The following is a 15111-nucleotide window of genomic DNA, read 5'->3' on the forward strand; positions in this document are numbered from 1 at the left end:
CGGCCTCCGGAGATACCACGAGTTGGAAGCGAAAGGTGGACATCGCCTTCCATACGGTTTTTGCTCATCGTCTCGCGATTCACGCTCCACGTCGGGTCTCGTCACCCGGTCACCCTCCTGCGGTTGCGCTTCACTTCGTCCGCCGTGACCAGCTTATGGCGAGACTTGCACCAGCAGGAATGCGCCGATTCCAGGCGTACATGACAAAAGCCCCGCAAGAACTTTCATTCTTACGGGGCTTCTCTTTTGACGCTAAAGCGTTATCCGCTTAGCGCGACATCATATTCATGCTGACGTTATGCAACACCCACAACGTCCCGCCAACCACGATAACAGCGGTCAGCACGGTGAACGCAAACGCCGTCACGTTCCAGCGCTGCGACGACGACGTGTTCATGTGCAGGAAGAACACCAGATGCACGAGGATCTGCACGAACGCGAGACCCGCGATTGCGAGTAACGCACTCTGGCCCGTCAACGTGCCGGTCATCACGATCGCGAAGGCCGCGACGGTCAGAATGACGGAAAGCACGAAGCCCGCCGTATAGCTGCCGAAGCTGCCGTGACCGCCTTCCGAGTGTGCGCCATGGGCGCTATGACTATGGTCCATTTAGATCACGCTCGCAAGATAGACAAAGGTGAAAACGCCGATCCACACGACGTCGAGGAAGTGCCAGAAAAGGCTCAGGCACGTCAGACGGATCATGTCGCGTTCGGTCAGGTCGCGATGACGCATCACCTGCAGCGCCAGCACGACCATCCAGATCAGGCCGAACGTCACGTGCAGGCCGTGCGTGCCGACCAGCGTGAAGAACGACGACAGGAACGCGCTGCGGCTCGGACCCGCGCCTTCGGCGATCAGGTGCGAGAACTCGCGCATTTCCAGCACGAGGAACGCGAGGCCCAGCAGGAACGTCACGCCGAGCCAGCCGAGCAGCACGCCCTTGCGGTTCTTGTGCGCGCCGAGCATCGCGAAGCCGTACGTGATACTCGAGAGCAGCAGCATCGTCGTTTCAAGTGCGACGCCCGGAATCTCGAACAGGTCCTTGCCGCTCGGACCGCCCGCGAACTGGTGGCTCATCACCGCGAACACCGCGAACAGCGCCGCGAAGATGATGCAGTCGGTCATCAGGTACAGCCAGAAACCGAACACCGAGTGCGACGGCACATGGTCCGGCGCGAGTTGCGGCTCAACCGCAATTGTCTTCTGTAACATCAGTCCACCTCCAGCGCGACCTGCTTGCCGGCGCTTGCGCCGACACCGGCCACGGCACCAGCACCGCCGTTGCGATTCTCTTCAATCAGCGCAACAGTGTCGGCAGGAATGTAATAGCCGTCGTTGTCCATGAAGCTGTAGATGATCACGGTGGCGATCGCGCCGACCGCGCCAACGATCGCAAGCCACCAGATGTGCCACACACCGGCAAAACCGAGCACCAGCGAGAACAGACCCACCAACAGACCCGCGGACGTATTCGACGGCATGTGAATGTCGCGATACGCCGGCACTTTCACACCGCCCTTGCGCGACTTCATTTCGGTGAACGCGTCGAGCGAGCGGACGTCCGGGATGTGCGCGAAGTTATAAGCCGGCGGCGGCGAACTCGTCGCCCATTCCAGCGTATGACCGTCCCACGGATCGCCCGTGAGGTCGCGGTTTTCCTTCAGGTTGCGATCGCGGATGCTGACGACCAGTTGCAGCAGTTGGCAAGCGATACCGATCGCGATCAGCACCGCGCCGAACGCAGCGGCGATCAGCCACGGATGCCAGGTCGGGTTGTCGTAGTGGTTCAGACGACGCGTCATGCCCATGAAGCCGAGCACGTACAGCGGCGTGAACGCAACCCAGAAGCCGATCTGCCAGAACCAGAACGCGGCCTTGCCGAGCTTCTCGTTCAGCTTGAAGCCGAACGCCTTCGGGAACCAGTAGTTGAAGCCGGCCAGATAGCCGAACAGCACGCCACCGATAATTACGTTATGGAAGTGAGCGATCAGGAACAGGCTGTTGTGCAGCATGAAGTCCGCGCCCGGAATCGCCAGCATCACACCGGTCATACCGCCGATCGTGAAAGTGATGATGAAGCCGATCGTCCACAGAACCGGCGTCGTGAATTTCAGACGGCCCTTGTAGATCGTAAACAGCCAGTTGAACACTTTGACGCCGGTCGGAATCGAAATCACCATCGTCGCGATGCCGAAGAACGCGTTCACGTCCGCGCCCGAACCCATCGTGAAGAAGTGGTGCAGCCACACGAGGAACGACAGCACCATGATCGCGCAGGTCGCCCATACCATCGTCTTGTAGCCGAACAGCGGCTTTTTAGCGAAGGTCGCGACCACTTCCGAGAAGATACCGAACGCCGGCAGGATCAGGATGTACACCTCGGGGTGACCCCATGCCCAGATCAGGTTCAGGTACAGCATCGCGTTGCCGCCGGCATCGTTCGTGAAGAAGTGCATGCCGAGGTAGCGGTCCAGACCGAGCAGCGCGAGCGTGACGGTCAGGATCGGAAACGACGCCATGATCAGCACGTTCGCGCACAACGAGGTCCACGTGAACACCGGCACCTTCATCCACGACATGCCCGGAGCGCGCATCTTCACGATCGTCACGAAGAAGTTCACACCGGTCAGCAACGTGCCGATACCAGAGATCTGCAGGCTCCACAGGTAATAGTCGACGCCTACGCCAGGGCTGAACTGCAATTCCGACAACGGCGGATAAGCGAGCCAGCCCGTCTGTGCGAATTCACCGATCACCAGCGAGATGTTGATCAGGATCGCGCTGACTGCCGTCATCCAGAAGCTCAGCGAGTTGATGAACGGGAACGCGACGTCGCGCGCGCCGATCTGCAGCGGCACGACGATGTTCATCAAACCGATCATGAACGCCATCGCCATGAAGAAGATCATGATGACGCCGTGCGCGGTGAAGACCTGGTCGTAGTGATGCGGTGGCAAAAAGCCCGGGCTCAGGTACGACAGCGCCAGCTGCATACGCATCATGATCGCGTCGGCGAAGCCGCGCAGCAGCATGATGAACGCAACGACGATGTACATGACACCGATCTTCTTATGGTCGACGGACGTCAGCCATTCGCTCCACAAGTAGCGCCATTTGCCGAAATACGTGATTCCGCCTAGCACCGCCAGCGCCGCGAGCACCATACCGGCGCCCGCCGTAACGATGATGGGCTCGTGATACGGAATCGCATCGAGAGTTAGTTTTCCGAACATGAGTTACCCCTTAGGCGCGCAGTTGGCGTCTTTCATGTTGTCGATGACGTTGCCGTTGTTGTAGCGGGCAATGATGTTGTTGAAGAGCTTCGGATCGACCGTCGAGAAGTACCGCACCGGGTCCTTTTCGCTCGGCTCGGACACCGCGTGGTAGCGGTCCATGTCGAGGCGGTCCGACGAAGCGCGGACCTTCGCAACCCAGGCATTGAAGTCTTCAGGCGACGTCGCGAGCGTGCGGAACTTCATGTCCGAGAAGCCCTTGCCGCTGAAGTTTGCCGAGGTGCCCGCGTAGTCGCCGGCGTGATCGGCGATCAGGTGCAGGCGCGTCTGCATGCCCGCCATCGCATAGATCTGGCCGCCCAGCTGCGGGATGAAGAACGAGTTCATCACCGTGTCCGACGTGATCCGGAAGTTCACCGGCGTGCCGACCGGGATCGCGAGCTGGTTCACCGACGCGATGCCGAGGTCCGGATAAATGAATAGCCACTTCCAGTCGAGCGCGACGACTTCGACGTTGATCGGTTTGACCTGCGACTCGAGCGGACGATACGGATCGAGCTCATGCGTGCTCTTCCACGTCAACACGGCGAGAAACAAAACGATCAGCGCCGGAATGGTCCAGACGGCGATTTCGATCGCGGTGGAATGCGTCCAACCCGGACGGTATTCGGCGTTGCTGTTCGATGCGCGGTAACGCCACGCGAAAAACAGTGTCATCAGAATGACCGGCACCACGACGATCAGCATGGCCCACACCGAAGTCGCGATCAGATCACGCTCCGCGAGTCCCACACGCCCCTTCGGATTCAGAATATCGAGGTTGCTGCAACCCGAAAGCAGCAACATGAGGCTGGCGGAAATGAAACTTGCCGGCCTTCTCAGCGTCCGTCCTTTCATATCCACTGCCTCGTTTTTTTGACTTCAACGAACGTCATTCGACGGCTCTCCATTAATAAGCGCTCGCATAATAGGGGGGCATCGGATGCTAATAAACACTCGATTTAGCAACGAACTATTGCGTCGCGACGCAGTGCGACACGTTGCCGCATTTCCCCGCGCACCCTATTCACCAGCGTCGTTTGCGACGCTTCGAAACGAAGCATCGAAAAGCTGACGCATCGCAAAAGTCCCCTGAAACAAGCGCTAAAAATCGCTGGACGCGCAGCGGTTTTCGACGTACTGCAACACGCATGCATTCACAAAGGGATTGATAACGACGCGCAAAAGCGCAAGAGCGTCGCCGCATCCTGACGCGCGGATGCGACAACGACTCTTGCGCTCTGTTCTTTTAACCCGGAGTCTGCGTAGCGACGGGAACCGGTCCGGGCGCCGCTGCCTGCAGATGCTCGCCGCCCTCCGTCGGCACGGAGTCCGAAGGCAGCGCCGAGCGTTCCGATTGTGCGAGCAGCGTGGCGACCGACGGATCGATCGCATCGGTGAACGGCTTCGGGTCGAGACCGATCGCAAGCACCAGCAGCGCCAACGCACCGAGCAGCGCGAACTCGCGCTTGCCGAGGTCCTTCAGCTTCGCGACGCGCGCGTTGGCAATCGCACCGAAGATCACGCGCTTGTACATCCACAGCGTGTAGGCCGCGCTCAGAATCAGGGTGGTCGCGGCGATCGCACCGATCCAGAAGTTGAAGCGGATCGCGCCCATCAGCACCATGAATTCGCCAACGAAACCCGACGTGCCCGGCAGACCGATGTTGGCCATGGAGAACAGCATCACGAAAGCCGCAAAGCGCGGCATCGTGTTGGCGACGCCGCCGTATTCGGCGATCGACGCGGATTTCGTGCGGTCGTAGAGCATGCCGGTGCACAACAGCATCGCGCCGGACACCACGCCGTACGAGATCATCTGCACGATTGCGCCGGACTGGCCGAAGCGGTTGAAAACGAACAGACCGAGCGTGACGAGGCCCATATGCGCGACCGTCGAATACGCGAGCAGGCGGCGCATGTCGGTCTGCACGAGTGCGAGCAGGCTCGAATAGATCACCGCGACGAGCGACAGCGTGATCATCATCGGCGCGAAGAAATGGCTCGCTTGCGGCGCGATCGGCAGCGCGAAACGCAGCAGACCGTAACCGCCGATCTTCAGCATGCCGATCATCACCGCGGCGCCCGTCGGGCCGTCGAGGTGCACGTCGGGCAGCCACGTGTGCAGCGGCCACATCGGCACCTTCACGCCGAACGCGGCAAGAAAGCCGAGGAAGATCAGCGCCTGCGGCACCATGTCGAGGTGCGCTTCGCGCCACACGGCGAGGTCGAAGCTGTGCGTCAGGCTATACAGATAGAGCAGCGACATCAGCATCATCAGCGAGCCGAGGAACGACACGAAGAAGAACTTCACCGCCGCGTACGTGCGGTTCTTGTGACCGTAGGTGCCGATCAGCAGATACAGCGGGATCAGCGTCGCCTCGAACGCAATGAAGAACATCATGCCGTCGAGGGACGTGAACACACCCTGCATGAAGCCCGACAGCATCAGGAACGCGCCGAAGTACTGCGCGGTGCGCTGCGTGATCGACTCCCACGATGCGATCACGATGATGATCGTCGTCAGCGCGGTCAGCGCGACGAGCCACAGCGAAATCCCGTCGATTCCCACATGCCATGCGATATCGAACGTCGGCGACCAGCGGACGTTCTCGACGAACTGCATCGAGGTCACGTCGTTACGGAAACTCGTCACGAGCGGGATCACCGGCAAGAAACCCGCCACCGCGCCGATCAGCGCGAGCCAGCGTGTGCGATTACGCGCCGTGTCCGACCCGGCGCGCAGAACCACGAACCCGGCGACGATGGGGATCCAGATGAGAAGACTTAGGAGAGGCAATGGCATGTGCTCTGTCAAAACTTGAAGTACAAAACGCCGCGTCAACGCCCCCTGAAACAAGCAGACATTGAAATGGAAATGTAAGTTGTAGTTCGCTGAAATTGACGCGTGGCGGGGATTCCCGCTACACGTTTACCCGCAGCCGACTGACCAAGGGTGGGAGATTACCAAGATAAGAATAATTTTGCATCGCAACAGCCGCGAAATCCGCGCCACAATACATTGTTGCAACGTGGGCGCTTGCAAAATGGATCGAAATGTGCGCTTGCACATTGTTACAAAGGCGTCGTTAGGCCTTGGCAGTTTGGCAGCAAAAGCTGGCAATTAGCCGGAGGTTGGCCGCTGTTAGGCATTCGCTGTTTATGGGGCTGGTTCGACTGGAACGGATCGTGCTGTCGAGTGCTTTTTGACGGCCGCGGACGAGCGGCAACCAAACAAAAATTTGCCTCGTCGGCGATAAAAAAATTTTTGTGCGAGCGGTCTAAGCCGACCGGCGAGGAGGTCGCTAGCGGTGCCGCGCGCCTCGATCAAGGTGCGCTGAAAATGTTCCACTCCAGGCGCACGAATCTTCCGTTTTCCTTACGCAGACCAGCGCCGCGCAATGGTAACTGCTGCAGAAACTCGCGCGGCGAGGCACACTCAATTCGCGCAACGGGCTCCCCTCGCCCGACTCCTTTTCCGGACCTCCTCGCATGGCGCTTCGTGACGACGTCGTACCCGCACTCGAATGCCGCGGCCTGAGCAAGCGGTACGGCACCGGCCGCATCGTGCTCGCGCAGCTCGACTTCACACTCGCTGCGGGCGAGTTCGTCGCGATCATGGGCGATTCGGGCGTCGGCAAGTCGACATTGCTCAACCTGATCGCTGGGCTCGACCGCGCCGATAGCGGCAGCGTGCTAATCGACGGACGCCCGGTCGAACAACTCGACGACAACGCCGCGACGCGACTGCGGCGCCAGAAGCTCGGCTTCGTGTTCCAGGCGTTTCACGTGCTGCCGCATCTGACGCTCGCGCAGAACGTCGCGCTGCCACTGCTGCTCAATGATCTACCGACGGCCGCCGCGCTCGACATGCTCGCGGCGGTCGGCCTCGGCGGACGCGGCGACGACTTTCCGCGCGATCTCTCCGGCGGCGAATTGCAGCGTGTAGCCATTGCACGCGCACTCGTGCATCGTCCGACGCTGCTTCTCGCCGACGAACCGACCGGCAACCTCGACCCTGCCACCGCGCGCGACGTGCTCGGCCTGTTCCGCGCGCAATGCAAGGCGACCGGCGCGGCGACGATCATGGTCACGCATTCCGAGGCCGCGGCCGCCGTGGCCGACCGCGTGTTGATCCTGAGCGACGGCGACTTGCATGGCGCGCGCGATAAGGCCGCGAACGTCGCGCACGCCGCGGCCCGCTCGACCCACCATGGCCGTTGACCTTCGTCCACTGCCGCGCGCGCCGGGATATCGTGTTCTCGCGCGCTGGCTGATGGTCGCGGAATGGCGCAGTCATCGCGGACGCGCACTCGTCGCCATCGCGACGATCGCGCTAGGCGTCGCGCTCGGCTACGCGGTGCAATTGATCAACAGCGCCGCCTTCAACGAATTCTCGGCGGCCGCGCGCAGTCTGTCAGGCGAAGCGGATCTGCAGGTGCGCGGCGCGCAGCCTTTCGTCGACGAGTCCCTTTATCCGCGACTCGCCAACGAACCGGGCGTGGTGCTGGCGAGTCCCGTGCTCGCGCTCGACGTCGGGGTGCCGGGCCGCACCGGTGCACTGCCCGTTCTCGGCATCGACGTCTTCAAGGCGAGGTCGATCACGCCCGATCTGATCGGCGTGCCCTCGCCTGATCGCCCGTTCGACACGCTCGCCTCCGATGCGATATTTCTGTCGACGGCCGCGCAGCAATGGCTGAACGTCAAGACCGGCGACGACGTCACGCTACGCATCGGTACGTCGGATCTGCATCTGCGCGTCGCGGGCGGGCTCGTGCGCACGCGGCCGGGTCAACGGCTCGCGGTGATGGACATCGCCGCCGCGCAATGGCGATTCGGCAAGGTGGGCAAGCTGACGCGCGTTGACGTGCAACTCGCACGCGGCGTCGATCGGCAACGCTTCAAACGCGATCTGCAACAGCAGCTCGGCAGCACATGGGTAGTCGCCGAGACGCGCGACACTGAGAGCCGCACCGATCGCCTGTCGCGTGCTTACCGGATCAACATGAACGTGCTCGCGCTGGTCGCGCTGTTCACGGGCGCGTTCCTCGTGTTTTCGACTCAGGCACTCGGTGTCGTGCGACGCCGATCGCAATTCGCGATGCTGCGCGTGCTCGGGCTCACGCGAGCTCAGCTATTGCGGCAGATCCTGCTTGAAGGCGCGCTGCTCGGGTTGCTCGGCTCGTTGTGTGGACTTGCGCTCGGCTACGCGATGGCCAGCGGTGCGCTGCGCTTCTTCGGCAGCGATCTCGGCGGCGGCTATTTTCCGGGCGTGCAACCGCGAGTCGGTTTCGAGCCGCTCGCGAGCGCGGTGTTTCTCGCGCTTGGGGTCGCGGTGTCGGTGTTGGGCAGCGTCGCGCCCGCTATCGACGCGGCGCGCGCACGGCCTGCCCCGGCACTCAAGGCCGGTGCCGAGGAAAGCGCATTGGCGCGGCTCGCCACGCCGTGGCCGGCGTTCGGCTGTTTGCTGGCGGCCGCTGCGCTGACGCGCGTGCCGCCGTGGTTCGATGCGCCGATCGCCGGTTATCTGGCGGTCGCGTTGCTGCTCGTCGGCGGCATTGCGCTGATGCCGCGCGTGACCGCGCTGATATTCGGCGCGGCAGGCCGCGCGCGCGGCACGCGACGCCGCGCGGGCGCGACGGGCACGCTCGCGATTGCGCGTCTCGCGAATGCGCCGGGGCAGGCGTCGATCGCGATGGGCGGCGTGCTGTCGAGCTTCGCGCTGATCGTCGCGATGGCGATCATGGTGGCCAGCTTCCGCGTGTCTGTCGACGACTGGATCACGCATCTGCTGTCCGCCGATCTGTACGTGCGCGTAGCGTCGGGTGGCAATAGCGGCGACAGTGGCGGCTTGCGGCCCGACGAACAGACACGCATCGCGACGGTGCCCGGCATCGGCAACGCCGCGTTCGCGCGCATCACACATCTGACGCTCGATCCCGCGCGCCCGGACGTCGCGCTGCTCGCCCGCGAAATCGACGCGACCGATCCGGGCGCGACTCTGCAGATGACCGGCGCGGTGCTGCCGCCGTCCGCGCTTCGCGCCGGCGACATACCTATTTGGGTCTCCGAAGCAATGATCGACCTGTATGGGTATGAGTTAGGTCAACGTGTGCGGTTGTCGCTCGGCGAGCATGGCCAGACGTTCGTCGTAGCCGGCGTCTGGCGCGACTACGCGCGACAGAGCGGCGCGATCCAGATACGGCTTGCCGATTATCGGCGGCTGACAGGCGACTCCACCGCAACCGATGTCGCCGTGACCGTCGAGCCGGGCGTGAGTGTCGAACGCGTCGTCGCAAGTTTGAAGGCGCTGCCGTTCGGCGCTTCGCTCGAGGTGTCGCAACCGGGCGAGATCCGTGCGCGCACGCTGGTGATCTTCGATCGCAGTTTCGCGGTCACGTATCTGCTCGAGGCGGTGGCGATCGTGATCGGATTGTTCGGCGTCGCAGCGACGTTTTCCGCGCAGACGCTCGCGCGCGCCCGTGAGTTCGGGATGTTGCGCCACGTCGGCGTGACGCGCGCGCAGATTCTCGCGATCCTCGCTTCGGAGGGCGGTCTGCTCACCGCATGCGGCATTGCGCTCGGTTTCGCGCTTGGTTTCGCGATCAGCCTGATTCTCGTGTTCGTCGTCAATCCGCAGTCGTTTCACTGGAGCATGTCGCTGCATGTACCGTGGTTCGTGCTGGGCACAGTCGCCTTGGTAATGCTGGTGCTGTCGTGTACGACGGCGGTAGTCGCGGGACGCGGCGCGGTGTCGGTGGATGCAGTGCGCGCGGTGAAGGAGGACTGGTGATGCCAGTTGCGCGGCGTGCGTGGAAAATTCGGTTGATCTGGGATAGCGCGGCCATTCGCGAGGTTTGCTCTGCGCTTGATGGCTGCGCGACGTGCATCGCGCGCCGACACGGCGGGTCACCTCCACGGCGCCTTCAGCTTTTTTTCCGAGGGCTACTTTGGATTGGCGTAGCCGCTGTGTCGCCCTCTTTTGCCGCTAGTAGCGACTCCACTGGATCCACCCCGGTCGCCTTCGCGGCAGTCACGCCAGACCATCCGATCTCGTTTCCGCGGGACAGCGGTGCTCATCCGGCTTTCCGCACCGAATGGTGGTACGCGACAGGCTGGCTTACGACGCCCGACAACCGACCGCTCGGATTCCAGATCACGTTCTTTCGAACGGCGACTGGTCACGATGCCGCCGATCCAAGCGATTTCGCCCCGTCGCAACTGATCATCGCGCACGCTGCGCTGAGCGATCCGGCCATCGGACACCTCGTTCACGATCAACGCATCGCTCGGCAGGGTCTCGGGCTCGCCTACGCGAAGACCGCCAACACCGACGTCAAACTCGACGCCTGGAAAATGATTCGCGCCGCGGACGGCCACTACGACGTCACCGCCGATGCAAGTGGATTCTCGCTACACCTCCAACTCACGCCAACGCAGCCTCCGCTGATTCAGGGCGAGCGCGGTTACTCCCGCAAAGGACCGCGGCCCGAACAGGCGAGCTATTACTACAGCGAACCGCAACTCCGCGTGACGGGCACTGTGGTGCGCCCAGCCGGAGGTGAAAACGACACGACGCGCGATGCAGCAGTGACGGGGACCGCATGGCTCGATCACGAGTGGTCGAGCACGTTGCTCGACGCCAATGCGGTCGGATGGGATTGGCTCGGCGCCAATTTGACGGACGGCTCGGCGCTAATGGCATTCAAGATCCGCAGCCGCGACGGACATGCAATATGGGCCCACGCCACGCTTCGCAGACCCGATGGTCAGGTAACGAATTTCGACCCCGGTGAAGTCGACTTCACGCCGCGTCGCATGTGGCGCTCGCCGCACACGAATACTTCGTATCCGGTCTCGATGACGGTTAGAGCGGGAACGCTGACATGGCAACTCGATCCGCTGATGGACGATCAGGAACTCGACTCACGACAGTCGACCGGTGCCGTGTATTGGGAAGGCGCGGTACGGGTGAGTCAACAGAATGCGGATGTAGGGCGAGCCTATCTGGAACTGACGGGTTACGCGGATGCGTTGCGGATCGGAAAGTAGTGAAGCGCGCAAAGTCGGCCACGTAAACGCAAAAACCCCACCGCGGCGGGTGGGGTTTCTGACTGGGGAGGAGCCTGACGATTACCTACTTTCACACGGGCAATCCGCACTATCATCGGCGTGGAGTCGTTTCACGGTCCTGTTCGGGATGGGAAGGGGTGGGGCCGACTCGCTATGGTCATCAGGCATGACGGGTTGCTGCGTCGCAGGGTTGGAGTCAACCGGTTGCGCCACAGCCAATCGGGAAGAAGCGTAAAGGATTCGNGGGGGTTGTGTTGTTTCTGGCACAACACTGAATCCCAACCGTGCGTTTCTGTGAGCTCCCGCGGGAGGTCACACAAATCCCCTTCGGGGATCGGACCCGCGTAAGTGCTGAAGCACTACCGCGGGTCGAGACACACCTGTTATAGGATCAAGCCTTACGGGCAATTAGTATCAGTTAGCTCAGTACATTACTGTACGTGCACACCTGACCTATCAACGTCCTGGTCTTGAACGACCCTTCAAGGGGCTCGAAGCCCCGGGGATATCTCATCTTAAGGCGAGTTTCCCGCTTAGATGCTTTCAGCGGTTATCTCTTCCGAACATAGCTACCCGGCGATGCCACTGGCGTGACAACCGGTACACCAGAGGTTCGTCCACTCCGGTCCTCTCGTACTAGGAGCAGCCCCCTTCAAATATCCAGCGCCCACGGCAGATAGGGACCAAACTGTCTCACGACGTTTTAAACCCAGCTCACGTACCTCTTTAAATGGCGAACAGCCATACCCTTGGGACCGGCTACAGCCCCAGGATGAGATGAGCCGACATCGAGGTGCCAAACACCGCCGTCGATATGAACTCTTGGGCGGTATCAGCCTGTTATCCCCAGAGTACCTTTTATCCGTTGAGCGATGGCCCTTCCATACAGAACCACCGGATCACTATGACCTGCTTTCGCACCTGTTCGACTTGTCAGTCTCACAGTCAAGCACGCTTATGCCATTGCACTATCAGCACGATTTCCGACCGTACCTAGCGTACCTTCGTACTCCTCCGTTACACTTTGGGAGGAGACCGCCCCAGTCAAACTGCCTACCATGCACTGTCCCCGACCCGGATCACGGGCCAAGGTTAGAACCTCAAACAGATCAGGGTGGTATTTCAAGGACGGCTCCATTGAGACTGGCGTCCCAACTTCATAGCCTCCCACCTATCCTACACAGACCGGTTCAAAGTCCAATGCAAAGCTGCAGTAAAGGTTCATGGGGTCTTTCCGTCTAGCCGCGGGGAGATTGCATCATCACAAACACTTCAACTTCGCTGAGTCTCGGGAGGAGACAGTGTGGCCATCGTTACGCCATTCGTGCAGGTCGGAACTTACCCGACAAGGAATTTCGCTACCTTAGGACCGTTATAGTTACGGCCGCCGTTTACCGGGACTTCAATCAGGAGCTTGCACCCCATCATTTAATCTTCCGGCACCGGGCAGGCGTCACACCCTATACGTCCACTTTCGTGTTTGCAGAGTGCTGTGTTTTTATTAAACAGTCGCAGCCACCAGTTTATTGCAACCCTTTCACCCTTCTGGCGCAGGCCAGTCAGGCTATGAGGGCGTACCTTATCCCGAAGTTACGGTACCAATTTGCCGAGTTCCTTCTCCCGAGTTCTCTCAAGCGCCTTAGAATACTCATCTCGCCCACCTGTGTCGGTTTGCGGTACGGTCACTGTGAAACTGAAGCTTAGAGGCTTTTCCTGGAACCCCTTCCAGTTGCTTCGCCACCGAAGTGGCTCGCCTCGCACCCTTGAATTCTGCGCCCGGATTTGCCAAAGCGCCTTCTCCAATGCAAGGACCGGGACTTCCAACACCCGGACAACCTTCCGCGATCCGTCCCCCCATCGCATTTCACAATGGTGCAGAAATATTAATCTGCTTCCCATCAGCTACGCATTTCTGCCTCGCCTTAGGGGCCGACTCACCCTACGCCGATGAACGTTGCGTAGGAAACCTTGGGCTTACGGCGAGGGGGCCTTTCACCCCCTTTATCGCTACTCATGTCAGCATTCGCACTTCCGATACCTCCAGCACACTTTCCAGTGCACCTTCGCAGGCTTACGGAACGCTCTCCTACCATGCACATTACTGTGCATCCGCAGCTTCGGTATATGGCTTAGCCCCGTTACATCTTCCGCGCAGGACGACTCGATCAGTGAGCTATTACGCTTTCTTTAAAGGGTGGCTGCTTCTAAGCCAACCTCCTGACTGTTTTAGCCTTCCCACTTCGTTTCCCACTTAGCCATATTTGGGGACCTTAGCTGGCGGTCTGGGTTGTTTCCCTCTTGACACCGGACGTTAGCACCCGATGTCTGTCTCCCGTGATTGCACTCTTCGGTATTCGGAGTTTGCTATGGCGTAGTAATCCGCAATGGACCCCACAACCATGACAGTGCTCTACCCCCGAAGGTGATACACGAGGCACTACCTAAATAGTTTTCGGAGAGAACCAGCTATTTCCAGGTTTGTTTAGCCTTTCACCCCTATCCACAGCTCATCCCCTAACTTTTCAACGTTAGTGGGTTCGGTCCTCCAGCACGTGTTACCGTGCCTTCAACCTGGCCATGGATAGATCACCTGGTTTCGGGTCTACACCCAGCGACTGGACGCCCTGTTCGGACTCGCTTTCGCTACGCCTGCCCTAATCGGTTAAGCTCGCCACTGAATGTAAGTCGCTGACCCATTATACAAAAGGTACGCCGTCACCCCTTCGCAGAGGCTCCGACTGTTTGTATGCATGCGGTTTCAGGATCTGTTTCACTCCCCTCCCGGGGTTCTTTTCGCCTTTCCCTCACGGTACTGGTTCACTATCGGTCGATCACGAGTATTTAGCCTTGGAGGATGGTCCCCCCATCTTCAGACAGGATTTCACGTGTCCCGCCCTACTTCTCGTACACCCAGTTCTTCCATGCTGTTTTCGTCTACAGGGCTATCACCTGCTATGGCCGCACTTTCCAGAGCGTTCGACTAACAATACAGATAACGTGTACCGGCTGATCCCATTTCGCTCGCCACTACTCTGGGAATCTCGGTTGATTTCTTTTCCTGCGGTTACTTAGATGTTTCAGTTCACCGCGTTCGCCTCACGTAGCCTATGGATTCAGCTACGGATACTCCATTAGGAGTGGGTTTCCCCATTCGGACATCTCCGGATCAATGCTCGTTTGCCAGCTCCCCGGAGCTTTTCGCAGGCTACCGCGTCCTTCATCGCCTGTGATCGCCAAGGCATCCACCACATGCACTTGTTCGCTTGACCCTATAACGGGTGTGTCTCTGTGTCGACCCACGCTAGCGCTTTAGCGCTTACGTGGGTCCCATCCCCGCAGGGGATAGACGCACTCGCTACAGGTTGAGTATTCGTGTTGCGCCGTATTCCAAAGCGATCTTTCGATCACCTTTAAAATACATCGATACAATCACAACCCTGATTCACCTACTCCGCACCCATCTCCAGGTGCCTTTCGTGAATCTCTTTACTACTTCTTCCTGATTGTTAAAGAACGGCAGCCGGTATGAAGCCTGTGCCTCATACCGCTCTGACTGGCTCAATCGCCAATGCAAAGTACTCAGCATCACTTCGTGCTGAACCCTTGGCATTGAGGATTGGTGGAGGATGACGGGATCGAACCGACGACCCCCTGCTTGCAAAGCAGGTGCTCTCCCAGCTGAGCTAATCCCCCAGTCTCACAGATATTCCAGCGGCCCCAGCCCTTCAGCTCACCAGACAAGACACTGGTGGGTCTGGATGG

General features: G+C 60.3%; 8 protein-coding genes, 2 tRNA genes and 2 rRNA genes (1 of these 12 only partly in view). 3 read left to right on the forward strand and 9 right to left on the reverse strand.

Annotation, left to right across the window (positions count from 1 at the left end; all coding sequences use genetic code 11):
• Positions 1 to 268: 268 nt before the first annotated feature.
• The 5 genes from cyoD to HWY30_RS16355 form a co-directional block, all read right to left on the reverse strand.
• Positions 269 to 610 carry a cytochrome o ubiquinol oxidase subunit IV gene (cyoD, locus tag HWY30_RS16335; protein ID WP_090805900.1) on the reverse strand — a complete coding sequence of 114 codons (342 nt, stop codon included), beginning with the start codon at positions 608 to 610 and terminating at the stop codon, positions 269 to 271.
• The gene (gene cyoC, locus HWY30_RS16340; RefSeq protein ID WP_018425052.1) at positions 611 to 1216 is read right to left on the reverse strand and encodes a cytochrome o ubiquinol oxidase subunit III; all 606 of its coding nucleotides are present in this window, start codon (positions 1214 to 1216) and stop codon (positions 611 to 613) included.
• A complete protein-coding gene (gene cyoB, locus HWY30_RS16345; RefSeq protein WP_090805901.1) occupies positions 1216 to 3237 on the reverse strand; it encodes a cytochrome o ubiquinol oxidase subunit I in 2022 nt (673 codons plus the stop codon). The genes cyoC and cyoB overlap by 1 nt, the downstream gene beginning before the upstream one ends.
• Positions 3238 to 3240: 3 nt before the next feature.
• Positions 3241 to 4134 (reverse strand): ubiquinol oxidase subunit II, encoded by an 894-nt coding sequence (gene cyoA, locus HWY30_RS16350; RefSeq protein ID WP_090805903.1) that lies wholly within the window; start codon positions 4132 to 4134, stop codon positions 3241 to 3243.
• A gap of 391 nt (positions 4135 to 4525) precedes the next feature.
• A complete protein-coding gene (locus HWY30_RS16355) occupies positions 4526 to 6082 on the reverse strand; it encodes an NADH-quinone oxidoreductase subunit M (protein ID WP_090805904.1) in 1557 nt (518 codons plus the stop codon).
• A 686-nt stretch (positions 6083 to 6768) separates the two neighbouring features.
• Between HWY30_RS16355 and HWY30_RS16360 the strand changes: the two genes are divergently transcribed.
• The 3 genes from HWY30_RS16360 (at position 6769) to HWY30_RS16370 (ending at position 11328) form a co-directional block, all read left to right on the forward strand.
• A complete protein-coding gene (locus HWY30_RS16360) occupies positions 6769 to 7500 on the forward strand; it encodes an ABC transporter ATP-binding protein (protein ID WP_090805906.1) in 732 nt (243 codons plus the stop codon).
• Positions 7490 to 10069, forward strand: a complete 2580-nt coding sequence (locus HWY30_RS16365; RefSeq protein ID WP_090805907.1) for an FtsX-like permease family protein — start codon at positions 7490 to 7492, stop codon at positions 10067 to 10069. The genes HWY30_RS16360 and HWY30_RS16365 overlap by 11 nt, the downstream gene beginning before the upstream one ends.
• 176 nt (positions 10070 to 10245) lie before the next feature.
• Complete coding sequence (locus HWY30_RS16370; RefSeq protein ID WP_090805908.1) at positions 10246 to 11328, forward strand: lipocalin-like domain-containing protein; 1083 nt, start codon at positions 10246 to 10248, stop codon at positions 11326 to 11328.
• Positions 11329 to 11400: 72 nt separating this feature from the next.
• On the opposite strand, the gene rrf is transcribed toward HWY30_RS16370, so the two are convergent.
• The 4 genes from rrf to HWY30_RS16390 all read right to left on the reverse strand — a co-directional run.
• A 5S ribosomal RNA gene (rrf, locus tag HWY30_RS16375) occupies positions 11401 to 11514 on the reverse strand.
• 222 nt (positions 11515 to 11736) lie between these two features.
• Positions 11737 to 14618, reverse strand: a 23S ribosomal RNA gene (locus tag HWY30_RS16380).
• Between the two features lie 348 nt (positions 14619 to 14966).
• A tRNA-Ala gene (locus HWY30_RS16385) sits at positions 14967 to 15042 on the reverse strand.
• A gap of 53 nt (positions 15043 to 15095) precedes the next feature.
• A tRNA-Ile gene (locus HWY30_RS16390) sits at positions 15096 to 15111 on the reverse strand (it continues 61 nt past the right edge of the window).

This window comes from Paraburkholderia tuberum STM678 (genome assembly GCF_902833905.1).
Lineage (GTDB): Bacteria > Pseudomonadota > Gammaproteobacteria > Burkholderiales > Burkholderiaceae > Paraburkholderia > Paraburkholderia tuberum.

Bases quoted from the DNA above. Each gene is read 5' to 3' on its own strand.
- cyoA (WP_090805903.1), bottom strand. From the start codon at position 4,134: ATGAAAGGACGGACGCTGAGAAGGCCGGCAAGTTTCATTTCCGCCAGC.
- HWY30_RS16365 (WP_090805907.1), top strand. From the start codon at position 7,490: ATGGCCGTTGACCTTCGTCCACTGCCGCGCGCGCCGGGATATCGTGTT.
- cyoB (WP_090805901.1), bottom strand. From the start codon at position 3,237: ATGTTCGGAAAACTAACTCTCGATGCGATTCCGTATCACGAGCCCATC.
- HWY30_RS16360 (WP_090805906.1), top strand. From the start codon at position 6,769: ATGGCGCTTCGTGACGACGTCGTACCCGCACTCGAATGCCGCGGCCTG.
- cyoC (WP_018425052.1), bottom strand. From the start codon at position 1,216: ATGTTACAGAAGACAATTGCGGTTGAGCCGCAACTCGCGCCGGACCAT.
- cyoD (WP_090805900.1), bottom strand. From the start codon at position 610: ATGGACCATAGTCATAGCGCCCATGGCGCACACTCGGAAGGCGGTCAC.
- HWY30_RS16355 (WP_090805904.1), bottom strand. From the start codon at position 6,082: ATGCCATTGCCTCTCCTAAGTCTTCTCATCTGGATCCCCATCGTCGCC.